Genomic DNA, 20,299 nt, shown 5'->3' with positions numbered 1-20,299 from the left:
GCCTTCAGGAGAGGCCGAGGCCCGTGTCCTGGCCCTCCAGCGCGCGGCTGCACAGGCAGGTGCGTTCGGCCGGCAGCGCCTTGACGGCGTCGAAGAGCACGGGCCGGAGCCGGTCGATGTTCTCGCCGAAGACCTTCAGGACGTCCTCGTGGGTGACGCCCTCGCCCACCTCGACGCCCGCGTCGAGGTCCGTGACCAGGGCGATGGAGGTGTAGCAGAGGCCCAGTTCGCGGGCGAGCGGCGCCTCGGGGAAGCCGGTCATGCCCACCACCGACCAGCCCTGGGACCCGTACCAGCGCGACTCCGCCCGGGTCGAGAAGCGCGGGCCCTGGATGACCGCCAGCGTCCCGCCGTCCGTGGGCTCCCAGTCGCGGCCGCGGGCGGCGGCCAGGGCGACCTGCCGGCCGGCGGGGCAGTACGGGTCGGCCATCGACATGTGGATGACGTTCGGGGTCAGGCCGTCCGGGCGCTCGTAGCCGTCGTAGTAGGTCTGCTCCCGGCCGTAGGTGCGGTCGACGAACTGGTCGGGGACGACGAGCGTGCCCGGGCCCAGGTGGGCCTGGAGGCCGCCGACGGCGCAGGGCGCCAGCACCTGGCGCACGCCGACCGAGCGCAACGCCCAGAGGTTCGCCCGGTAGTTGATGCGGTGCGGCGGCACCGAGTGCGTGCGGCCGTGCCGGGGCAGGAAGGCCACCTTGCGCCCGGCGATCTCTCCGATGAGGAGGGAGTCGCTGGGAGCGCCGTAGGGGGTCTCGACGGCCACCTCGGTGATGTCGTCGAGGAACGAGTAGAAGCCGGAGCCGCCGATGACGCCGATTTCCACGTCCGTTGTCTGTGTCACTTTTCCGCTCCCGTGATGTGAAGACCGCAGTCCTTGACCGCTTGTTGCTGTTGTTGCAGCTGCCGTTGCTCTTGTTGCTGTTGTTGCTGCACGGGGGACGGCCCGGTGGGCAGTTCCCCCCTTCTCACCGCCCGCCCGAGCCACACGCCGGCCATCTGTGAGGTGATGATGGACAGCAGCACGAGCGAGGTGAAGAAGTCCTCGTTGATGATGTGGGCCCCGAAGGCCACCGAGGCGAGGACGATCCCGGGTCCGCCGCGCGCGTTCATGGCGACGGCGAGGTTGACGGCCGAGGTGTTCCCCTCCCCCGCCAGACGCGCCCCCAGCCAGACGCTCAACGCCTTGGCGCAGCAGGCCAGCAGCAGGAACCAGAGGAAGAACACCGGGTCGAAGTGGTGTGCCAGGTCCAGCTTGACGCCGACGACGGCGAAGTAGACGGGGACGAAGAACCCCAGTGCGATGGACCGCAGGGCGTCGTACGACCCCTCGCCGGCACCCGCCGCGGCAGCGCTCGCCCCGCCGGGCCGTGCCGGGGCCGCGTCCCGGGCCGCCGCGTCGGCGCTGCACATGCCGGCCACCAGCGCCCCGAAGATCGGGTCGATGCCCAGTCCGCTGCAGGCCGCGCACGACAGGAAGACGAAGACGAGCCGGAAGGCGATCGGGCTGCGCACCGCCAGGAAGTTCAGCGGGCTGGCCGACACCCGGCGGTACACAGGCGGTCCCCCGTACAGGAAGAGGCCGAGGAACAGCAGCGGCACCGCCGTGAAGTAGACGACGGCCATGGGCACCGAGTCCGTGCCGAACAGCGCCCACAGGCCGTACGCGTCGCTGGCGTGCGCCTGGGCGACGCCCAGGACGATGGCCAGGACGACGTAGAGCAGGACGTCCTCCAGCACGGCGACGGCCAGCACGATGCGGGCGAACGCGGTGCGCAGGATGCCGAGGTCGAGCATGATGCGGGAGATGACCGGCACGCTCGTCACCGCGATCGCCATGCCGAAGACGAGCGCGAGCGAGGTGGGCGAGCCGTTCGTCCCGGCGAGGTCGTCGAGGTCGGTCACCCGGGCGACGCCGAGGCCGAAGAGGAAGGGCAGCGCCAGCCCCGACACCGCGATGAACCCGATCGTCCGCCGCTCCGGATCGCTGCCCCGCCGGCGCAGTTCCGTGCCCGTCAGGTAGACGAGCAGCAGCAGCCCGATCTGGTAGAAGGCTCCGAGGACCGAGGCGGTCACGCCCGTGGTCGGCAGCAGCCAGTGCTGGGCCTCGGGCGAGATCTGGCCGAACACCGTGGGCCCGGCCACGAGGCCGCCGGCGATCTCGCCGATGACCTGGGGCTGGCGCAGGAGCTTGAAGACGTACCCGCCGAGGTGGGCCAGCGCCAGCAGGGCGACCAGGGCGAGGAGTACGTGCGTCGCGTCAGCGGTCTTCAGCGACATGTCCGGTCCGGTGTGCCTCGGTGGCCCGGCGGTACGCGGCGTCCATGAGGTTGACGGCCGCGAGGCCGTCGTCGAACGTCGCGAGGGTGACCGTGCCGGTCGCCAGGTCGTCGGCCAGGCGCCGGTAGGGGTTCATCGGGTGCGGCCCGGTCTGCTCCTGGCGGGTCCGGCCGCCGGTGGTCAGGGTGAGCACGGCCGAGCCGTCCCGGGTGTCGGCGACGACCCGGAGGGTGCCCCGGGTGCCCAGGGCCGAGAACTCCAGCTTCCGGCGTTCCGGGGTGATGCGGGAGACCATGACCCGGGCGCGGGCCGGGTGGCCGAGCGGGGCGAGCTCCACCTGGGCGACGTCGTCCACGTCGACGTCCACCGGGCCGTCGGGCCCGCGGCGGCTGTCGTGCACCCGGTGCAGCCAGGCCGAGGTCACTTCCCAGGTGCTCACGCCCGTCGTCCACAGCAGCAGGTCGAAGGCGTGGCAGCCCAGGTCGGCCAGGGCGCCGCCGCCGGCGCTCTCCCGGCTCTCCCGCCAGGGCGAGGGGGTGCCGGGGCCGGCGTGGGAGTCGTCGTCGAGGGCGATGTCCAGGGCGACGAGCTCGCCGATCGCGCCGTGCAGGAGGGAGCTGCGGGCCGACTGCAGGGCGGGGTTCTCCCGCCACTGGAAGGGGACGTGGGCCCGGCCGTGCAGCGACGCGGCCAGCTCGGCGAGCCCGAGTGCGGCCGGTGCGCCCGGGGCCAGGGGCGTCTCGCACACCACCAGCAGGTCCCGGCGCAGCGCCTCGGTGACCAGCTCCGCGTGGGCGTGCGTGGGCGTCGCCACGACGACTGCGTCCAGACCTTCGCGCCGGATCAGCGCCAGTGGGTCGGTGTCCGGCTCCAGTACGGTGAAGCCGGGGCACTCCGTCAGCCATTCTGCGTGCCGGGCGCCTCGCCCCGAACCTATCAGCGCCATGTCCACCTGCGGATTCCTTTCGAACGAATGACCGGTCATGGCCGTGCTCCTGCCGCCTGTGCCGCTCAGCAGCCCGTCCCCACCAGCCGTTCGAGGTACCGGGCCACGCCGTCCTCGTCGTGGGAGAAGGTCACCTCGTCCACGGCGGCCAGGACCTCGGCGTGCGCGTTGGCCACGGCCACCGAACGGCCGGCCCAGGCGAGCATGGGGAGGTCGTTGGGCATGTCGCCGAAGGCGATGGTGTCGGCGCTGCTCAGGCCGAGCCGGGCGGCCAGGCGTGCGAGGCCGGTCGCCTTGTCCACGCCGGCCCGCGTCACCTCGCAGAACTGGCCCGAGGAGAGGGTGACTTCGAAGCCGTTGGGCAGCAGGTCCGCGACCGTGCGGTGGTAGTCGGGGGCGGTGCCGTCGGCCTGGACGATGAGCTTGCCGAAGCCCCGCTCGTCCAGCTCGTCCTCCAGCGCGCGGACGCGGCGGGCGTCGGCGCAGTATCGGGGGTCGAGGGCGAAGTCGTCCTCCAGGAGCAGCTCCGGCCACCGTTCGGTGCCGAGCCGGACGCCCGGCATGCCGCCGCGCAGCGCCGCGAGGGCGGTGCGGGCCGCGTCCTGGGCGATGGGCCGGTGGTCGACGACCTCGTCGAGGCCGAAGTCGTAGGCGAGGGATCCGTTGCCGCACACGGCGACGCCGGTGTGCCCCAGGGCCTCGGCTATCGGCCGGACGTCCCGGACGGGCCGTGCGGTGGCGATGACGAAGGTGTGGCCGGCCTTGCGGACGGCCTGGACGGCCTCGCGGGTGCGGTCGGTGACGCGGGTCCGGGAGTCGAGCAGGGTGCCGTCGAGGTCCGAGACGATCAGGAGTGGTTTCACGGGTGCGTTGCCTTCACGGAGCGGGTGGCCGACGGCTGCGCGGCGTCGCGCAGGAGGACGAGGGCGACGACGGCGGAGGCGAGCGCCGCCAGTCCGGGGACGAGGAAGGAGGCCCACAGGCCGAGGTGCTGTTCGGCGACGCCCGCCGCGGACGAGCCGGCGGCGTTGCCGGTGAGGACGGCGGTGACCATCCAGGCGAACGCCTCGGTCGCCGTGCCCGGCGGGGCGACGTCCCCGATGATCGCGAAGCCGCAGGCCAGGACCGGGGAGAGGAACAGGCCCGCGAGGAAGACCAGCGCGATGGCCACGGCCGGCGGGGGCACCAGCGCGAGCAGGAGGTAGCAGCACGCCATGCAGGCGAGGAGCACCTGCAGCTGACGCATGGTCGTGGCCTTCCACTGCCGGGCCCCGTAGATCAGCCCGCCGATCAGTGCGCCGGCGGCGTTGACGCCGAGCAGGATGCCGGAGAGCCCGGACTGGCCGATGTGCTCCTGGTACGCGACGGTGTCGATGTTGAGGCCGCCCAGTCCCACGCCCACGCAGGCCAGGGCCACCAGCAGGCGGCGGAGCATGCTGGAGCGCAGGGGCCCGGCCCAGTCGGGCCGGCGCGGCTCGGCGCGCCACCGGCGGACGGGCTCGGGGCTCACGTACGCCAGCGTTCCGGCCACCATGGCGACGGTGGTGACGGCGAGGGCGGGCCCGGGTCCCGCCAGCCAGCCGATGAGCACCACGAACAGGGGGCCGGCCGCGAAGACGACCTCCTGCAGCGCGGCGTCGAGCGCGTAGGCCGTGGCGATGGCGCGCTTGTCGTCGAGGACGTCGGGCCACAGGGTGCGCAGGCACGGCTCCAGCGGAGGCGAGGCCAGTCCCGCCACGGCGGCCGCGGCCGCCGCCGCACCCGTGTTGCCGCCGGCCCAGATCAGGGCCAGGAAGCCGGCGGCGGAGACCACGGCGCTGATCCACAGCACCCTGGGCTGGCCGTGCCGGTCGACGGCCCGGCCGAGCAGCGGACCGCCGACGGCGGTGGACAGCCCGTAGAGGGCCGTGATGCCGCCGACGACCCCGAACCCCATGCCGTGCGACCGCAGGAAGAGGGCGATGCCCAGCGGTGCCATGCCGTTGGGCAGCCGGCCCAGCAGATTGGTGGCGAAGAGGTACGTGACGTGGGGCCGGCTCAGGCAGTCCTTGTAGGGAGCGAGCATGGTCAGCCACTCATTTCGGCGGTGCGGCCCCGGGCCTCGTGCAGGGTGAGCGTGACCTCGGCCAGGAGGCCGTCACGGAAGTCGAGGAGGACGTGCGCGTCACCGCGCAGCTGCCGGTCGCGGGGGCCCTTCCGCAGGTGCAGCCAGAGCCAGGCGGCGTCGGCGTCGAGCGATATGCCGGGCCCGGAGTTCTCCGTCACCGAGGAGCAGGAGTACGGGGCGAGGCGCCGGACCACCGTGGGCGTCAGGCCCTTGATGTCGGCGTCGAGGAGGCGCCCGTCCTCGTCGAGGTCGAGCACGGCGCGCGCCGGTACGGACTCACGGTGCGCGGGCGTCCGGGTATGTCGGCCGTCGGGATGCTCGTAGCGGATGTGGAGCCGGCCGGTCTCCTGCTGCCAGTCCACTTCGATGGGCTTGATCATGCTCATTGCGACCGTCCGTAGGTCCGACACCACATCCACGCGATCTCCTCGCATTGCTCCACTGACAGACGATGTGCACCGGGCCGGTACCGGCGGGTGGCCAGCTCCCGGATGCACAGGTACATCTCGCAGCACAGGAGGTCATGCAGCCGGCCGACGATCTGCTCGTCCACATGCCTCGGTGCCGCGCCGGCCACGACGTAGAGCCCGTTGTCCTTGAAGCGGCACACGGCGATGCCGTCCTGCTCCTCCACGACCGTCAGGCCGGCCGCGAGGCGGTCCGGCGCCGAGGGGCCCGCGGGGGACCCGTCGGTCAGGACGACCGCGCCGTCCCGCAGCAGGGCCAGGGCGTCGGCGTCCCGCAGGAGCTCGCCGTGCGGGTCGACGAGGATGTCGGCCCACTGCAGCAGTTCCTGACGGTCCATCGCCCGGTGGCCGGCCAGGACCGCCGCGCACCTGCGGATGGGGTCCGCGTCGTGCACGCCGACCCGGGCCCCCACGCCGCGCAGGGCGGCGGCCACGGCGGCGTCGCCCGTGCCGAAGGCCAGGATCCCCACGGCGGCGTCGCCGGCCGAGCGGTTCAGCCCCTGCCGCAGGGCCGCCTCCAGTCCCTGGGCGAGTGCCTGTCCCGCCGGTTCCTGCAGGAGGGGCTCCAGCGGACTGCCCACCGTGGTGAAGACCGGCAGGCGGGGCGGGCTCGCGGCGCCCGGCGGGGCCGTCTCCTTCCACTCCGCGCTCTTGACCAGCCCGCGCACCGCGGGCCCGTCGAGCAGCGCCTCGTCCGCGGCGTCCCACAGGCCGCTCGGGGCCTGCAGGACCACGCCCGCCGGGGTCCGCCGGGACACGCGGCCCGCGTACTCGGCGGCCGTGCGCCCCATGTCCTCGGGACGGTCGGGGACGAGCACGGGCGTGTCGCCGAGCCCCTCCCACCGGGCCGCGGCGGACGTCCACCGGCCGGTGACCACCGCGGCGACGTCCAGGGCGCCCGACAGGACGCGGAGGTACTCCACGGTGCCGGCGCCCAGTTCGCCCGCCAGCACCAGCCGGGTCTCCGGCACGGGCCAGCGGCGGACCACGTCGCGCAGCACCGGGAGCCTGGGGGGCGCGGCGGACGGGAAGGGCGCGGCAGGGCCGTCGGGGGTGCCCTCCGCCGGGGCGGACGGCTGACGGGCCATCGGTGCGTCCCCGGGGTGGCCGGGTCGCCCGACGTAGAGGGCCGCGTGCTCGGTAGGACTCTGGATCACGGTGGTGTCCTTGGTTGTGCACCTGCTCCGGCGGCCGGCGCCGGAGCTCTTACACGTGCTGCAGCCGGGCGATGCCCGAGATCTGCGGGTCGGGCAGGCGGGCGGGCCGGATCTCGACGTCGCCGACGACCAGGTCGGCGGGCTGGTCCTGCACCAGGGCACCCACGCAGCGGGCGACGGACTCGGTGGCCATCTTGTACGGGGTGTCGTCGCCGTCCAGGTTGGCGATGGCGCCGGGGCTGACGAGGGTGGCCCGCACGCCGTGGACCCGCTCCTCCAGCAGGAGCGTCTCGACGAGGGCCTTCAGCGCGGCCTTGGTCGCGCTGTAGGCGACGCCGCCCTCGAAGAAGCGGGTGCCGGCGTGGCTGCCCATGATCACGTAACTGCCGCCGCTGCGCCGCAGGTACGGCAGCGTGGCCTGCACGACCCGGAAGACGGAGGTGAGGTTGACCGCCACCGACTCGTCCCAGTCGGCCACGTCCAGCTCGGCGATCGGGGCGAAGGCGCGGGCGACGGCGTTGGTGACGCACGCGTCGAGCCGGCCGAACCCGCTCAGCACCTCCTCCAGGGCGGCGTCCACCGCGGCCGGGTCCGCCAGGTCGCAGATCCGCTCGTGCATCCAGGACTCGCCGGAGGGCGTGCGGTTCAGGGCGGCCACGCGGTAGCCCCGGCCGTGCAGCTCCCTGGCGATGGCCAGGCCGGTGCCGCGGTTGGCCCCCGTCACGAGGGCCACCGGGCCGCGGCCGCCGTCAGGCGATGCCATCGAGGAGCCTCTTCCACTGCGTGACGATGTCGCTCTCCGACGCACCGCGCCGGAAGAGGTCCTTGTCCAGCGGGGTGCCGTCGGGGTGGCGCAGCCTCATGCAGTCGGGCGAGACCTCGGAGATGAGCACGGGCTCGCCCGACGCGTCCTGGCCGAAGATCAGGCAGAAGTCCCAGACCTCGACCGGCGCGAGCCAGGAGATGAGGGAGGCGTTCACGGCCAGCGCCCGGTCGCGGTACGCCTCGACGGGCACGTCCAGCGCGCGCAGGTAGTCCTCGCCGATCGGCTGGTCCTCGGGGTCGACGCGGTAGTCGAACTTCACCACCGGCCGCGGCAGCGGCGCGTTCTCCTCGAACAGTCCGGGGTACTTCACCAGCGTGGACCCGATGGCGCGGTTCTTGACGATGACCTCGAAGGGCGGCGCCTCGTGGTACTCGGCCAGGTACGCGGTGGGCGAGAGGCGGCGGACGAACGCGGTGCGGATGCCGGCCTTCTCCAGCTGGGGCGCGGCGCGCTCGTAGAAGTCCAGGCGCAGCGGGCCGGTGTCCTCGAACAGCTCGTCCCGGTCGAAGGTGAAGCTGCGCAGGCTGGGGATGAGCTCCACCATGACCAGGCCGGCGGGCAGGAGCCACAGGCGCTTGCTGCGTCCCTCGATGTCCGGGGTGCGGCTCTCCCGCAGGGACCGCAGCGTCTCGTCGGGCAGGTCGACGACCTCGGCCCGGGTCGTCGGAAGGTGATGCTCCGTCATGAGGGACGGCCTTTCTTTTCGGGTACGGCGGGGAACGGGTTCCCCGGTGGATCGCACAGGCCCCGGTCGCGGGCGTGCAGGAGGAGAAGGAGGGTCTTGGCGTCCGCGGCGGGCTGCCGGGTCACCTGCTCGATCGCCTCCTCCAGCGTCAGTTCCAGGACGCGGATGTCCTCGCCCTCCTCGGCGACGCCGCCGCCCGGGCCCGTCCGCCGGGCGGGGTCGTACGCGGCGGTGAAGAGGTGGGTGCGTTCGGAACTGAGCTGGGGGGCCAGGTAGGTGACGAACGCCGGGCACAGGTCACCGACGCGGAAGCCGGTCTCCTCCTCGGCCTCGCGCCGGACCGCCTCGCGGGCGTCCGCATCGTCCAGCAGCCCGCCGGGCACCTCCAGGAGCTGGCCGCCGGGCCCGTCGTGGAGCAGGACCGGCAGCCGGAACTGGCCGGTGAGGACGACCGTTCCGGACGTGCGCGAGTGGAGCAGGACGGCCGCGCGGTCGCCGCGGTCGAAGCTGAGGCGGGTGAGGTGCTGGGCCGAGCCGTCGCGCCGCGTGGCCGCGAGGCGGTAGGAGCGCAGGGTGAACCAGTCGTCCGTCACCGTCTCGACGGCTTCGATGCGGACGGACGGCTCCGGCCCCGCTGCCCGTGGCGCCTCGTGGCCCCCGGGAGCCTCGTGACGCTCAGGAAGCGCCATGCGGCTGGGCGTTGATGCCGGCGAGGATGGAGCGCAGCTTTCCGGCCAGCTCGTCGCGGGTGAACATCGTGTTGCCCGACTGGGTGTCGGTCGAGGGGTACGCCGTGTTGTAGACGTTCGAGAAGTCCCGCTCCCGCGGGCCCCGCAGGACCATGGTGCAGGTCATCGACTCCATGGGCAGGGCGACCCGGTGGATGCGGTGGTACTGCAGGTGGTAGGCGTTGCCCTGCTCCTCGACCGTCTCCCCGGTCACGGCGAGTTCGGTGTCGCCCACGAACTCGTAGAAGTTGGAGTGGGTGGAGACGCCAAGCTTCTCGGGGCTGTACCGGTACTGCCGGAACGGCGTCACCGGGTGCCCGGCGGCCGCCGCGGCGCCGGGGCCGTCGGTGCGGGAGAAGTTCTGGGAGACCAGGCGTCCGGTGAGGATGGTGGACCAGAAGCTGAACCGGTGGTCGTGGATCAGCTCGTCGTGCAGTTCCTTCTCGGTGTACGGCGGGCACCAGGCGTGGAGCGTGAGCCGGTATCCCAGACGGTTGCCCGAGTCGACGAGAACGATCTTGTCGAAGTGGTTGACGTGCCGGTAGGAGCGTCCTGCGATGTCGTCCAGCAGATCGTCGTCGGCGAGGTACTGCTGCAGCAGATCCGATATGCAGGGGCCTGCGCCGAGGCGCTTGACCAGGCCGAGGTTGTAGTCCTTCTGACGGTCGTTCGTCGCGGCCGGCAGGCCATTGAGCAAGGTCTCCAGATCCTGCGGACGGAGACCTGTCAAAAAGTTTTCCGGAACGGCCTGGACAGTCATTCGTTTCCCCCACTTCAGCAGTGCTCCGGCGAAATCCATCGACCTGATCCCATAGCCAGTCGAACAACTATGCGTCCCGGCATTTCTACTCAGCACCCAGCACCCGGACAAGCGCCCCAAAGTGCTGCTCGTCGGAGGTAGCCGAACGGCTACCTCCGACGAGCAGCACGGAAGTACCTCTGTCTGAATGCTCTGGTCAGGGCCGACGATCGATGCCGGCCGGCGCCGTGCGGCACGGCGACCGGGGCATAGGCGGGGATCTGTAACGCACCGAAACGGGGGCGTCGGAAGCGCGGCGGCGCGCGTTCAACCTCCGTTCGGCAACAGGCCGAAGGGAAGATGGAGTTCCACTATGGCGACCGAGATCGAGCGGAAGTTCACGGTGCACGGGAGCGGCGCCTTCGAAGGGGTTCCCGCACTGCCCGTACAACAGGGATATCTCGCACGGGGCGAGCAGGAGGAAGTGCGGGTCCGGCGCGCGGGGGACGAATATTCCCTGACGGTGAAGAAAGGAAGCGGAATCGAGCGGCAGGAGTTCGAAATCGCTATCGGGGCCGGGCAATTCGAAGCACTGTGGCCCGCCACCGAAGGCCGCCGCATCAGCAAATGGCGTCGCATCGTTCCGCTTTCGGGCGGCAGGCGTGCGTACGTGGACGTCTTCGAGGGCCGGCTCGCCGGACTCGTCACCGCGGAGGTCGAGTTCGAGGACCGCGAGGACGCACGGGCCTTCGTTCCCCCGCCCTGGTTCGGGGCCGAGGTGACCGGCGACGCCCGGTACGCCAACAAGGAGCTCAGCACCACCGGGATCCCCGATGGCCCGGTCCCCGGATGATCGGATCGAGTCAAGAAGCCCTCCGTTGGCTCAAAACGACTATTCACGGCCCGCTCGGCTGCATACCTTCAGCGCGGGGATCGCGCGCTGGGACGACCACGACCAGGGGGGCCGGACATGGAGGATCAGCAGGCTGTGCGGGTGGGAGCGGTGGGGAGGCGGGAGTCGGGCACGGCCGCGCCCGGGCGGCCGGCGGGCGCCACCGGACCGGCGGATCCGGCCACCCGGCTGCGCGTGCTGTGGCTGGCCCACGACGAGGTCGCCTTCTACGGCCTCCCCGCCCTCCTCGACCGGGTACCGGTCATCGGGGCGCACCGGGTGTGCCAGGACGCCGGCACCGCCCAGCGGCTGCTCCAGGAGGAGTCCTTCGACGTGTGCGTGCTGCCGTCGGCCGCGTACAACCACTCCCTGGACGGGCTGGTCTCCGCGAGCGGCACCAAGCTCGTGCTGAGCCTGTCCGACGCCTCGTCGCCGTTCCCGGGACACCTCGCCTACGGCAAGGCCGTGGACGCCTGGCTGGTGGAACAGCACATCACGCTCAACACGCTGTGGGAGACGTTCGCCCAGCTGGTGTGGCCCGTCCCCGCTCCGCGCGGCGCGGCCGATCCGGACGGGACGGCCGGCCACCGCGCCGCGCGCGGGCTGAGCCGGGTCACGGACCGGGAGCGGTCGGTGCTGCGGCTGCTGGTGCGCGGCCAGAGCAACCAGCAGATCGCACGGGCGCTGGGGATCTCCATCCACGGGGTGAAGCGCCACGTCTCCAACCTGCTGCTGAAGTTCGACTGCTCCAACCGCACCGAGGTGGCTCTGGCGGCGGCCCAGCTGCGTCTGGACCAGCCGTCGAAGGCCGTCGGCTGAGGGTGCACGCGTCATCGCGTCACCCCCGCAGCGCCTGGGCCAGTCCCGCCCCCAGGTAGGCCGCCGTGAAGCCGGCCACGACGCTCGCCGCCACGTTGGCCGCGGCGAGCAGGCGTGCGCCGCTCTCGGCCAGCCGCAACGTCTCGTACGAGAAGGTCGAGTACGTGGTCAGGGCGCCCGTCAGGCCCGTGCCGAGCAGGAGCTGGACGTGCGAGGGCGCGGCGCCGCCCTCCGTGACGCCGGTCAGCAGGCCCAGCACCAGGCACCCCAGCACGTTGACCGTGAACGTCCCCCAGGGGAACACGCCGTCGTTCCACCGTTGGACGGTCCGGTCGAGGAGGTAGCGCAGGGGTGCGCCGATCATTCCGCCGGTGATCACCAGGAGCCAGGTCATGCGCGCGCCCACTCCCGCCCGGGCAGCAGCAGCCGCGCGGCCCGGGCCCCGGACCAGGCCGCGGCCAGCGCCGCCAGGGGCGTCAGGACCGTGCAGGCCAGTCCGGCCGCGGCGCGGCCGTCGCCCAGCAGGCTATGGGAGTCCACGACGTAGGTGGAGAAGGTGGTGAAGCCGCCGAGCACACCGGTGGCAAGGAAGGGCCGGGCGAGCGGCCGGGCCGGCCACACCTCGGTGAGGACGATGGTCAGGGCGCCCATGGCCAGGCAGCCGATGATGTTGACCGCCATGGTGGTCCAGGGGAAGCCGCCGGGCGCGACCGGCCAGAGCCGGGCCGCCGCGTAGCGGGCCGCGGCGCCGAGGCCGCCGCCGAGCGAGACCGCGCAGACGGTCGCCGGTGTCCGGGACATGGGGGTCCGGGGCACTTTTCTGTCACCTCTCCTACTCGCCGGGCGCGCGCGGGCGCCCCTCGTCGCAAGTAGGGACCGTTGGCGGCCGATCGCCGCGGTTGGTGACGGCGGGCCCCACCGCCGCGCAGTTCCCCGGGGGAACCGCTCCCCTACGGTACCCCACGCTCCCGGACCCCCGCTTTCTTGACCGTTCGTTCCAGATACGCCTATGATCCACTCTGTGGCCAGGACCAAGGAATTCGACCCGGACGCCGCCCTGCAGTCAGCCCTGGAGCTGTTCTGGCAGCGCGGCTACGAGGCGACGTCGATGGCGGACCTCGTGGCGCACCTCGGCATCGCCCGGGCGAGCCTGTACGCGACGTTCGGCAGCAAGCGCGAGCTCTACCTGAAGGCTCTGCAGCGCTACGGCGAGCAGCACGGCCCGCCCCTGGTGGAGGAGCTCTCCCAGCCGGGACCGGTGCTGCCGGCGGTCCGCGGCCTGGTCCGCCGGTTCGCCGAGGAAGCGGCCTGCGACGAGCTGCGGCGCGGCTGCTTCGTCACGAACACCGCGGTCGAGCTCGGCGCGCACGACCCGGAGACCACGCGCCGGGTCGAGGAGAGCTGGCACGGCCTGGAGACAGCGCTGACCTCGGCGCTCATGCGGGCCAGGGCGCAGGGCGAGCTCCCCGCGGAGCGCGACCCGGTGGCCCTGGCACGGATGCTGCTGGTGCTGATGCAGGGCCTGCGGGTGGTCGGCAAGGCGGGTTCCGCCCCCGCCCGGCTGCGGGACGCCGCCGACCAGGCGCTGACACTGCTGGACTGACCCGCCCGCCGCACGCCCGACCGCCCGTCACCACCGCCACCCCCACCGGCGCCGACCGGGGCGTGGCCTCGGCATGCCTTAATTCAAGACCGATCGTTCCCATAAGGAGTTACCGTCATGACCGCACGCTTCACCGGCAGGACCGTTCTCGTCACGGGTGGCGGCACCGGCATCGGCCGGGCCATTGCGCTCGCCTTCGCCCGGGAGGGCGCCTCGGTCGTGGTGGCGGGCCGCCGTCCCGGGCCGCTGGAGGAGACCGTCGCCCTCGTCACGGCCGCGGGGGGCGAGGCCACCGCCGCGACCGCCGACGTGACCCGCCCCGAGGAGGTGCGGGCCCTGGTCGAGGGGGTGGTGGCGGGCTACGGCAGCCTGGACGTGGCCGTGAACAACGTCGGCGTGTTCGTGCCGCCCGCCAGGATCGCGGACATCCCCGAGGACGACTGGCACACCGTCATGGACGCCAACCTCACCGGGCTGTGGCTGTCGATGAAGTACGAGATCGGCCACATGCGCGGCCACGGGGGCGGCGCCATCGTGAACGTCTCGTCCAACCTCGGCGCCCACAAGCGCCTGGCGACCCTCGGCGCGTACGCCACCAGCAAGGCCGCCGCCTCCGTGCTGACGCGCAGCGCGGCCCTGGACCACATCGGCGACGGCGTCCGGATCAACGCCGTCAGCCCGGGGCCCGTCGACACCTCCATGTCCTCCCGGCCCGGCGAGTCCGCCGCGGACAAGGCCGAGCGGATGGGCCGCGACGTGCCGGCCGGCCGCGCGGGCGCCCCCGAGGAGATCGCGGCGGCGGTGCTCTACCTGGCCTCCGACGAGGCCGGCTACGCGGTGGGCACCGAGCTCGTCCTCGACGGCGGCGTCACCGCCTGACGGCCGCCGGGGAGGCGCCGGGACGCCCCGGGGACGACGGCGGCCCGGCGGGCGTCCGAGGACGCCCGCCGGGCCGCGTTCGGCGTCTGCCTCAGCCGACGAGTTCCGGCTCGGCGGCCTCCGTCTTCACGGCCTGCGGGGCGACGGCCCCGGCCTGCTCGGCCTGCTGCGCGGCCGGGCGGCGGGCCGCCATCCAGACGTAGACGAGGATGCCGGCGAAGAGGAAGAGCACGCCCTGGTAGACCGCCGCGTACCCGGCGCCCGCCACCAGCCAGAAGGAGAAGGCGAAGCCGCCGAGGGCGAGCACCATGTCGCGCGCCATGCGGCCGGGGTGGACCTTGTCGCGCGCCCCCGTGAGCAGGAAGTACACCTGGGCGGCGGTGGCCAGCAGGTAGGGGACGGTGGCGGAGAACGTGGTGATCAGGACCAGGATCTCGAAGACCCCGCTCACCCCGACCGTGTAGTTGACGATCGTCAGCACCGAGGCGAGCACGGCGGCGGCGAGCACGCCGGCCGTCGGCACGCCGCGTCGCTTGGTCGCGAACATGGCGGGGAACAGCCCGTCCTTGGCCGCCGCGTAGGGCATCTGGGCGCTCATCAGCGTCCAGCCGTTGAGCGCTCCGGTGATGGAGATCACCGCGGCGAGGGCGATCAGCGTGCCGCCCCAGGTCCCGCCGAACATCGCGTTGACCGCGTCGGAGAAGGGGGCCGTGGAGTCGACCAGCTTGTCGTGGGCGACGGTGCCGAAGACGGAGACGGTGCCGAGCAGGTAGACCACGGCGGCACCGATGGTGCCGATGACGCTCGCGCGGCTGACGTTGCGTTCGGGGTCACGGACCTCGCCGGCGCTGATCGCGGCCGACTCCACGCCGACGTAGCTGTAGAGCAGGATCGCCGCGGAGGCGGTCAGACCACCGGTCCAGTTGCCGCCGCCGGTGGTGAAGGGACCGAGGTTGTCCGGGTCGAAGAAGAAGAGGCCGACGACCGCCACGAAAAGCATGGGCAGGAACTTCAGCACCGTGGAAACCATCTGCACCGCACCCACCCAGCGGGTGCCGGCGAGGTTCGCCAGCGCGGGCAGCCACAGCAGGGCCAGGGCCAGGACGAGGTCCAGCCCCTTGGACTCCTTGCCCCCGGTGAGCACGTGGAGGTAGCCCACGCCCGCGACGGCGAGGGCGGCGTTGCTCACCCACGTCATGGTCCAGTAGGACCACGCGGACAGGAATCCGGCGAAGTCGCCGAATGCCTCGCGTGCATAGACATACGGACCACCGGTGCGCGGGAAGCGTCCGGCGAGGCGGCCGAAGACGAGGGCCAGCGCGATCGCGCCGATCGTCAGGACCCCGAACGCCAGCAGGCTGACCGTGCCGTAGGGGGCGACCGAGGCGGGCAGCATGAAGATGCCGCCGCCGATGATGTTCCCCATGACCAGGGTGATGGCGGTGGGGAGGCCGAAACGGCGTGCGGGTGCGCCGTCGGAGTCGTGCATGGGAGGTGCGCCTCTCGTGCTGCGGGCAGGTCGCCGATTCTGGGGCGACATCGCACGCCCGTGCAAGAGCACAGGTATGTGCGACAGCACATATTGACCGCGGAGCCTCAGGGCGCAAAATTAGAATTTTTTGTCCCGCGCGTCCGGGCTCTCGACCGCAAAAGGTGCGGCGACGGGGGCCGCGGGCCGTGATTCGTCCACCGGGACGCCCTCATGCGGAATCTGCTCCCCCGCAACCGACCCGGCCGGTATTTGCGGTCGCCCACGCGCCTCGCACAGCCAGCGCCGCAGCACCCGGTGCACCGCCTCCGCCCCCACCAGCTCTCCGTCCTCCCCCACCGGTGCGCTCAGCTCCGTGGGCCACAGCAGGAACGGCCGGCTCTGCTCGCCGCCCAGCCCGCCGTGCGAGCCGATCTGCTCCTCGAAGGCGTGCACCTCACCCGTGACGGGATCGTAGGCGGAGTTCACCATGACGTCCGCCGCGTGCGGGAAGCCGGCGGTGCGGCGCACGGCCGCCACCGCCCCGGGCCCCAGGCCGCGCAGGGGGCTGTGCTCCGCGCCCTCGCCGGTGTCCAGGTAGTGCTCGCGGCCGCCGGACCCGAGGACGACCGGGCCGCGCTCCGCCGACCGGACGAGCACGAAGCCGACGCCCGGGTGGTCGGCGAGCGTGCGCAGCAGGTGCGGGTGATCGCGGTCGATGCGCTCGCGGCTCGCCCGCCCCGGTACCCGGGGGAAGGACACCAGGCCGAGGTTGCCGGAGGCCAGCACGACCGGCTCCGTGCCGCGCACCGGGCCGGTCAGGGCGGTGCGCACGAGCTCGTCGAGGGTGAGCCCGTAGCGGGCGGCGAACGTCTCGCCGGGGCTCTGTCCGTGGTCGGAGAGCAGCACGATCCGGTACGGGCGGGGGGCGTGCTCGGTGACCTCGGCGATCAGGGCGACGGCGCGGTCGAGCCCGCGCAGCACCTGGTGGGTGTCGCGGCCGCGCGGCCCGGAGTGGTGGGCGACCTCGTCGTAGCCGACGAGGTCGGCGTAGACGCAGGTACGGCCGGAGAGGATGTCGCCGAGGACGGCGGCGACGACCACGTCGCGCTCGACGACCGTCACGAAGGCCCTGATGAAGGGGTAGAGCCCGCCCCTGCCCAGGCGCGGGCTCTCCCGGCGGAGCCTCGCGCGCACGGACTGGCCGATCTCGCGCACCACCTCCGCCACGTAGGAGACGGCGGTGCGGGTGGCGTTGGCCGGGTCGGAGAAGTAGGCGAAGTAGCCGGAGCGCGAGCGGTTGTGCCGGCCGCGCCGCGCGGCGACCGCGAGGACGAGGGCGAGCTGGTCGGCGCCGCCGGTGAAGAGGTTGCCACGGCTGGCGCCGTCGGCGGCGAGCAGCCCCGCGTCCCCGGTGCGGGCGGCGGCGCGGCGCTGCAGCTCGGCGGCGCCGGCGGGACGGTTGCAGACCATCACCTCGCCGGTCTCCTTCTCGTACCAGCGGAAGGCGGGCACGTCCTCGTTCGAGCCGTGGAGGATGCCGAGCTGGCTGGCGCCGGTCTGGCTGGACCAGTCGGTGCGCCAGGCGGTGAGCCGGTGGCTGCCGGCGGCCCAGGCGGCCACGGTCGGCATCAGCGGCGGCCGGCGGCGGCCGCGGGCGCCGGTGCGCTCGCGCAGCGCGTCGCACAACACGGCGTGGCCGACCCCGTCGAGCTGCAGGAAGACCGTGCCGGGCGTGGACTGCCGGCCGGCGGCCTGCCCGCGCCGGCGTCGCTTGCGGTCGGCGAGGCGGGCGAGCCGGCGGTGGTAGGCGCCGTCGTCGCGCACGGCGACGAACGCCCCGGCCGCGGACGAGGCGGCGGACACCGCGGCGGCGACCACGACCGCCGTCTCCGGTTCGGCGGTGCCCCCGCCCACGGGGGCCAGGGCCAGGGCCGCGAGCAGCAGCGAGCCGTTGAGGAAGAAGACCAGCAGCCCGAGGACGCAGGCCGGTACCAGGAGGAACGCGCGGACGAGCAGCGGCCAGACGAGTGCGGTGAGCAGGGAGAAGGCTCCGGCCCCCGCGGCCGCGGCGAGCAGGAGGCGGGCGGCGCCGTCACCGCCGGCGCCCTGCAACCGGAAGTCGGGGAGCAGGCCGGCGAGGAGGAGCAGGGTCAGGGTGGACGCGGCCCAGGGCAGCACCGCGCCCAGCCACCTCTCCCGGACCGTCCTGCCCGCACGGCGGACGGCGCTGCGCAGCTGCCCCATGGGGGGCAGCGTAGGCCGGGCGGTAGGCCCGGCACGGCCCGTCGGATCAGCGCACAGCGGGATCCGGCCAGGTCGCGCACGCCCTACGGGGCGGGCGGCGGGTCGTCGTCGTGGGTGCGGTCCAGGGTGGGGTCGAGAGCGGATTCGTAGGTGCCGCCGCCGCGGCAGTGCGGGCACTGACCGGCGCGGTGGACGGTCTCGGCCGGCCCCCGGAACGGGTCGGGGCCCACGCAGTGGGCGAGCGCACGCGGGGTGTATCCGGAACCGTGGCACCACGGGCACGTCATGGACCGCGGCTCCGGTCCGTGCGACGACTTGTGTTCACTCACCGGGACCGACCAGCCCTTGCGCGCGACGACCGTTGCCCCGCAAAGCCTAGACCCCCGGGGCGGGTTCCGGCCGTACTGGCCGGAACCGGCGGCCGGGGTGGCTTCGGTGCGACGGCTGGGAAGGATGGCGGCATGACCTGCCTTCGCACGCCCCGACTGACGCTGCGCCGCTGGCGCGAGGACGACATCGCCCCCATGGCGGCCATCAACGCCGACCCCGAGGTGATGCGGTGGATCGGGGACGGTTCGGTGCGCGACCGGCGACAGACCGCGGAGCGCATCGCCGCCTGGGAACGCGAGTGGGACGAGCGCGGGGTGGGGCTGTTCGCCGTGGAGTGCCGCGGGACGGGGCGCCTGGCCGGGTTCGCGGGGCTGTCCGTGCCGGCGTTCCTGCCCGAGATCCTGCCCGCCGTGGAGCTCGGCTGGCGGCTGGGGCGCCCGTACTGGGGCCGGGGGCTGGCCACCGAGGCGGCGCGGGCGGTGCTGGACTTCGCGCTGCGCGACCGCGGGCTGGCCAGAGTCGTCAGCGTGCACGCCGTCGGCAACACCGCCGCCGAGGCCGTCGCGCGCAAGCTCGGCATGCGGCGCGAGCGCGAGACGACGCACCCGGCCTACGGGATGCCCTTGTGCGTGCACGTCCTGGAGGCACGCTCGTAACGTGACGAACGCGAGCGTGGAGATCACGTGGTGGGGGCACGCCACCGCGACGGTGGTGGACTCCGGCGTCCGGGTCCTCACCGATCCCCTCTTCGTGCGGCGGCTGGCCCATCTGCGCCGCCGCCGCGGTGCCCTGCCGCCGCCCGAGGCGGCCGTCGCGGACGTCGTGCTGGTCTCCCACCTGCACGCCGACCACCTGCACCTGCCCTCGCTGGCCCGGCTCGCCCCGGGCACCGCGCTGGTCGTGCCGCGGGGCGCGGCCGGCGCCGTGCGGGGCCTGCGCAGGCTGGCGGCCGAGCACCGGCTGCGGGTCACCGAGGCGGCGCCCGGGGACGAGGTGGCGGTCGGGGAGGTCCGGGTGCGGGCAGTGCGCGCCGAGCACGACGGGCGGCGGCTGCCGTGCGGGCCGCACCGGTCGCCCGCGCTGGGCTACGTGGTGCGGGGCACGGCGAGGACGTACTTCGCCGGTGACACCGGCCTGTTCGCGTCGATGGCCGACGAAGTGGGCCCGGTGGACGTGGCGCTGCTGCCGGTCGGCGGCTGGGGGCCGTTCCTGGGCCGCGGTCACCTGGACGCGGCCCGGGCCGCGCGGGCGCTGGCCCGGCTGGGGGCGCGCAGCGCGGTGCCGGTGCACTACGGCACGTACTGGCCGATCGGCATGGACGCGGTGCGGCCGCACGAATTCCACGCGCCCGGTGAGGAGTTCGCCCGGCAGGCGGCCCGGTATGCGCCCGGTGCGGCCGTGCACCGGCCGGCGCACGGAGAGCCGGTGCTGCCGTGACGGCCGTCCTCGGGGACGTGGCGGCGCTCGCCGGCCCGGTGGCGCTCGCGGGCCGGGCGGGGTCCGCGGAGCCGACGCAGCAGGCGGTGGGCTATCCCTCGCTGTTCCTGCTGGTGGTGCTGGGGGCTCTGGTGCCGGTCGTGCCGACGGGGGCGCTGGTGAGTTCGGCGGCGGTGGTGGCCCTCCACCAGGGCTCGCCCCTACCGCTGTTGTGGGTGTTCCTCGTGGCCGCCTGCGCCGCCTTCCTGGGCGACATGAGCCTGTACGGGCTCGGCGAGCGCGGGGTGGCCTCCCGCAACGGCTCGCGCTGGCTGCGGCGGCTGCGCGAGCGGGCGGCGCCCGAGCGGCTGGCGCAGGCGCAGGAGAAGCTGGACGAGCACGGGGTGACGGTGCTGGTGCTGTCCCGGCTGGTGCCCGCCGGGCGCATCCCGGTGATGCTGGCCTGTCTGCTCGCGCGCATGCCGGCCCGCCGCTTCGCTCGCGGGGACGTGCCCGCGTGCCTGGCGTGGGCGGCCACGTACGAGGTCATCGGGGTGCTGGGCGGTTCGCTGTTCGCCCGGCCGTGGGAGGGCGTGGCGGCGGCCGTGGTGCTGACGCTGGCCGTGGGCGCGGTGCCGACGCTGCGGCGGCGGCTGCGCTGACGGCCCCGGCTCACCTGTTCGGCCGTGCCGCAGGTGCCGCGGCCTGCGGAA

At 73.5% G+C, this 20,299-nt stretch carries 23 protein-coding genes; 7 read left to right on the top strand and 16 right to left on the bottom strand.

Annotation, left to right across the window (positions count from 1 at the left end; genetic code table 11):
• Nucleotides 1-4: 4 nt before the first annotated feature.
• The 11 genes from IE182_RS17090 to IE182_RS17040 are packed head-to-tail and all read right to left on the bottom strand — an operon-like array spanning nt 5 to nt 9,890.
• Nucleotides 5-841: an S-methyl-5'-thioadenosine phosphorylase gene (locus tag IE182_RS17090; RefSeq protein WP_229844883.1), complete on the bottom strand. Its 837-nt coding sequence runs from the start codon at nt 839-841 to the stop codon at nt 5-7.
• A complete protein-coding gene (locus IE182_RS17085) occupies nt 838-2,277 on the bottom strand; it encodes a cation:proton antiporter (RefSeq protein ID WP_190110683.1) in 1,440 nt (479 codons plus the stop codon). The genes IE182_RS17090 and IE182_RS17085 overlap by 4 nt, the downstream gene beginning before the upstream one ends.
• Complete coding sequence (locus tag IE182_RS17080) at nt 2,258-3,262, bottom strand: Gfo/Idh/MocA family protein (protein ID WP_229844878.1); 1,005 nt, start codon at nt 3,260-3,262, stop codon at nt 2,258-2,260. Before IE182_RS17080 ends, IE182_RS17085 begins: the two co-directional genes overlap by 20 nt.
• Nucleotides 3,263-3,288: 26 nt before the next feature.
• Nucleotides 3,289-4,086, bottom strand: coding sequence for an HAD family hydrolase (locus IE182_RS17075; protein WP_229844877.1), 798 nt, complete (start codon nt 4,084-4,086; stop codon nt 3,289-3,291).
• Nucleotides 4,083-5,288, bottom strand: coding sequence for an MFS transporter (locus IE182_RS17070; protein ID WP_190110682.1), 1,206 nt, complete (start codon nt 5,286-5,288; stop codon nt 4,083-4,085). Before IE182_RS17070 ends, IE182_RS17075 begins: the two co-directional genes overlap by 4 nt.
• A 2-nt stretch (nt 5,289-5,290) precedes the next feature.
• Nucleotides 5,291-5,716: a hypothetical protein gene (locus IE182_RS17065; protein ID WP_190110681.1), complete on the bottom strand. Its 426-nt coding sequence runs from the start codon at nt 5,714-5,716 to the stop codon at nt 5,291-5,293.
• Nucleotides 5,713-6,954 (bottom strand): hypothetical protein, encoded by a 1,242-nt coding sequence (locus IE182_RS17060; protein WP_190110680.1) that lies wholly within the window; start codon nt 6,952-6,954, stop codon nt 5,713-5,715. Before IE182_RS17060 ends, IE182_RS17065 begins: the two co-directional genes overlap by 4 nt.
• A gap of 49 nt (nt 6,955-7,003) precedes the next feature.
• The gene (locus IE182_RS17055; RefSeq protein ID WP_190110679.1) at nt 7,004-7,717 is read right to left on the bottom strand and encodes an SDR family oxidoreductase; all 714 of its coding nucleotides are present in this window, start codon (nt 7,715-7,717) and stop codon (nt 7,004-7,006) included.
• Entirely contained in the window at nt 7,704-8,465 is a 762-nt protein-coding gene (locus tag IE182_RS17050) for a phosphoribosylaminoimidazolesuccinocarboxamide synthase (RefSeq protein ID WP_190110678.1), read from the bottom strand. Before IE182_RS17050 ends, IE182_RS17055 begins: the two co-directional genes overlap by 14 nt.
• Nucleotides 8,462-9,154 carry an NUDIX domain-containing protein gene (locus IE182_RS17045; protein ID WP_190110677.1) on the bottom strand — a complete coding sequence of 231 codons (693 nt, stop codon included), beginning with the start codon at nt 9,152-9,154 and terminating at the stop codon, nt 8,462-8,464. Before IE182_RS17045 ends, IE182_RS17050 begins: the two co-directional genes overlap by 4 nt.
• Nucleotides 9,141-9,890: a hypothetical protein gene (locus IE182_RS17040; RefSeq protein WP_229844876.1), complete on the bottom strand. Its 750-nt coding sequence runs from the start codon at nt 9,888-9,890 to the stop codon at nt 9,141-9,143. Before IE182_RS17040 ends, IE182_RS17045 begins: the two co-directional genes overlap by 14 nt.
• Before the next feature lie 415 nt (nt 9,891-10,305).
• On the opposite strand from IE182_RS17040, the gene IE182_RS17035 reads away from it, so the two are divergent.
• Together IE182_RS17035 and IE182_RS17030 are read left to right on the top strand one after the other, a co-directional pair.
• Nucleotides 10,306-10,785, top strand: a complete 480-nt coding sequence (locus IE182_RS17035) for a CYTH domain-containing protein (RefSeq protein WP_190110675.1) — start codon at nt 10,306-10,308, stop codon at nt 10,783-10,785.
• A 117-nt stretch (nt 10,786-10,902) separates the two neighbouring features.
• Nucleotides 10,903-11,643, top strand: a complete 741-nt coding sequence (locus tag IE182_RS17030) for a response regulator transcription factor (RefSeq protein WP_190110674.1) — start codon at nt 10,903-10,905, stop codon at nt 11,641-11,643.
• Between the two features lie 19 nt (nt 11,644-11,662).
• Here the strand turns inward: IE182_RS17030 and crcB are convergent, their stop codons facing one another.
• Nucleotides 11,663-12,037, bottom strand: a complete 375-nt coding sequence (gene crcB, locus IE182_RS17025) for a fluoride efflux transporter CrcB (protein ID WP_190110673.1) — start codon at nt 12,035-12,037, stop codon at nt 11,663-11,665.
• Nucleotides 12,034-12,444: a fluoride efflux transporter FluC gene (locus IE182_RS17020; protein ID WP_190110672.1), complete on the bottom strand. Its 411-nt coding sequence runs from the start codon at nt 12,442-12,444 to the stop codon at nt 12,034-12,036. Before IE182_RS17020 ends, crcB begins: the two co-directional genes overlap by 4 nt.
• 220 nt (nt 12,445-12,664) lie before the next feature.
• On the opposite strand from IE182_RS17020, the gene IE182_RS17015 reads away from it, so the two are divergent.
• On the top strand, nt 12,665-13,246 hold the full coding sequence (locus IE182_RS17015; RefSeq protein WP_190110671.1) for a TetR/AcrR family transcriptional regulator: 582 nt from the start codon (nt 12,665-12,667) through the stop codon (nt 13,244-13,246).
• 117 nt (nt 13,247-13,363) lie between these two features.
• On the top strand, nt 13,364-14,125 hold the full coding sequence (locus tag IE182_RS17010) for an SDR family NAD(P)-dependent oxidoreductase (protein ID WP_190110670.1): 762 nt from the start codon (nt 13,364-13,366) through the stop codon (nt 14,123-14,125).
• Nucleotides 14,126-14,216: 91 nt separating this feature from the next.
• Here IE182_RS17010 and IE182_RS17005 read toward each other — a convergent pair whose 3' ends face one another.
• From IE182_RS17005 to IE182_RS16995, 3 genes are all read right to left on the bottom strand, one after another.
• Nucleotides 14,217-15,614: an amino acid permease gene (locus tag IE182_RS17005; protein WP_190110669.1), complete on the bottom strand. Its 1,398-nt coding sequence runs from the start codon at nt 15,612-15,614 to the stop codon at nt 14,217-14,219.
• A 120-nt stretch (nt 15,615-15,734) separates the two neighbouring features.
• The gene (locus IE182_RS17000) at nt 15,735-17,840 is read right to left on the bottom strand and encodes an alkaline phosphatase family protein (RefSeq protein ID WP_190110668.1); all 2,106 of its coding nucleotides are present in this window, start codon (nt 17,838-17,840) and stop codon (nt 15,735-15,737) included.
• An 83-nt stretch (nt 17,841-17,923) separates the two neighbouring features.
• On the bottom strand, nt 17,924-18,127 hold the full coding sequence (locus IE182_RS16995) for a hypothetical protein (RefSeq protein ID WP_190110667.1): 204 nt from the start codon (nt 18,125-18,127) through the stop codon (nt 17,924-17,926).
• Between the two features lie 174 nt (nt 18,128-18,301).
• On the opposite strand from IE182_RS16995, the gene IE182_RS16990 reads away from it, so the two are divergent.
• From IE182_RS16990 to IE182_RS16980, 3 genes are read left to right on the top strand one after another with little or no spacing between them, the layout of a single operon-like run.
• A complete protein-coding gene (locus tag IE182_RS16990) occupies nt 18,302-18,826 on the top strand; it encodes a GNAT family N-acetyltransferase (RefSeq protein WP_190110666.1) in 525 nt (174 codons plus the stop codon).
• A 16-nt stretch (nt 18,827-18,842) separates the two neighbouring features.
• Nucleotides 18,843-19,607: an MBL fold metallo-hydrolase gene (locus IE182_RS16985; protein ID WP_190110770.1), complete on the top strand. Its 765-nt coding sequence runs from the start codon at nt 18,843-18,845 to the stop codon at nt 19,605-19,607.
• Between the two features lie 17 nt (nt 19,608-19,624).
• Nucleotides 19,625-20,248 (top strand): DedA family protein, encoded by a 624-nt coding sequence (locus tag IE182_RS16980; protein ID WP_373303575.1) that lies wholly within the window; start codon nt 19,625-19,627, stop codon nt 20,246-20,248.
• Nucleotides 20,249-20,299: the final 51 nt, after the last annotated feature.

Source organism: Streptomyces cinnamoneus (assembly GCF_014650495.1).
Taxonomy (GTDB): Bacteria; Actinomycetota; Actinomycetes; order Streptomycetales; family Streptomycetaceae; genus Streptomyces; species Streptomyces cinnamoneus.
This window is presented reverse-complemented; position numbering and strand designations above follow the sequence as displayed.

Coding starts and splice junctions, on each gene's coding strand:
- IE182_RS17085 (WP_190110683.1), bottom strand. CDS start 2,277: ATGTCGCTGAAGACCGCTGACGCGACGCACGTACTCCTCGCCCTGGTC.
- IE182_RS17080 (WP_229844878.1), bottom strand. CDS start 3,262: ATGACCGGTCATTCGTTCGAAAGGAATCCGCAGGTGGACATGGCGCTG.
- IE182_RS17070 (WP_190110682.1), bottom strand. CDS start 5,288: ATGCTCGCTCCCTACAAGGACTGCCTGAGCCGGCCCCACGTCACGTAC.
- IE182_RS17065 (WP_190110681.1), bottom strand. CDS start 5,716: ATGAGCATGATCAAGCCCATCGAAGTGGACTGGCAGCAGGAGACCGGC.
- IE182_RS17055 (WP_190110679.1), bottom strand. CDS start 7,717: ATGGCATCGCCTGACGGCGGCCGCGGCCCGGTGGCCCTCGTGACGGGG.
- IE182_RS17050 (WP_190110678.1), bottom strand. CDS start 8,465: ATGACGGAGCATCACCTTCCGACGACCCGGGCCGAGGTCGTCGACCTG.
- IE182_RS17045 (WP_190110677.1), bottom strand. CDS start 9,154: ATGGCGCTTCCTGAGCGTCACGAGGCTCCCGGGGGCCACGAGGCGCCA.
- IE182_RS17035 (WP_190110675.1), top strand. CDS start 10,306: ATGGCGACCGAGATCGAGCGGAAGTTCACGGTGCACGGGAGCGGCGCC.
- IE182_RS17030 (WP_190110674.1), top strand. CDS start 10,903: ATGGAGGATCAGCAGGCTGTGCGGGTGGGAGCGGTGGGGAGGCGGGAG.
- crcB (WP_190110673.1), bottom strand. CDS start 12,037: ATGACCTGGCTCCTGGTGATCACCGGCGGAATGATCGGCGCACCCCTG.
- IE182_RS17020 (WP_190110672.1), bottom strand. CDS start 12,444: ATGTCCCGGACACCGGCGACCGTCTGCGCGGTCTCGCTCGGCGGCGGC.
- IE182_RS17010 (WP_190110670.1), top strand. CDS start 13,364: ATGACCGCACGCTTCACCGGCAGGACCGTTCTCGTCACGGGTGGCGGC.
- IE182_RS17005 (WP_190110669.1), bottom strand. CDS start 15,614: ATGCACGACTCCGACGGCGCACCCGCACGCCGTTTCGGCCTCCCCACC.
- IE182_RS17000 (WP_190110668.1), bottom strand. CDS start 17,840: ATGGGGCAGCTGCGCAGCGCCGTCCGCCGTGCGGGCAGGACGGTCCGG.
- IE182_RS16995 (WP_190110667.1), bottom strand. CDS start 18,127: ATGACGTGCCCGTGGTGCCACGGTTCCGGATACACCCCGCGTGCGCTC.
- IE182_RS16990 (WP_190110666.1), top strand. CDS start 18,302: ATGACCTGCCTTCGCACGCCCCGACTGACGCTGCGCCGCTGGCGCGAG.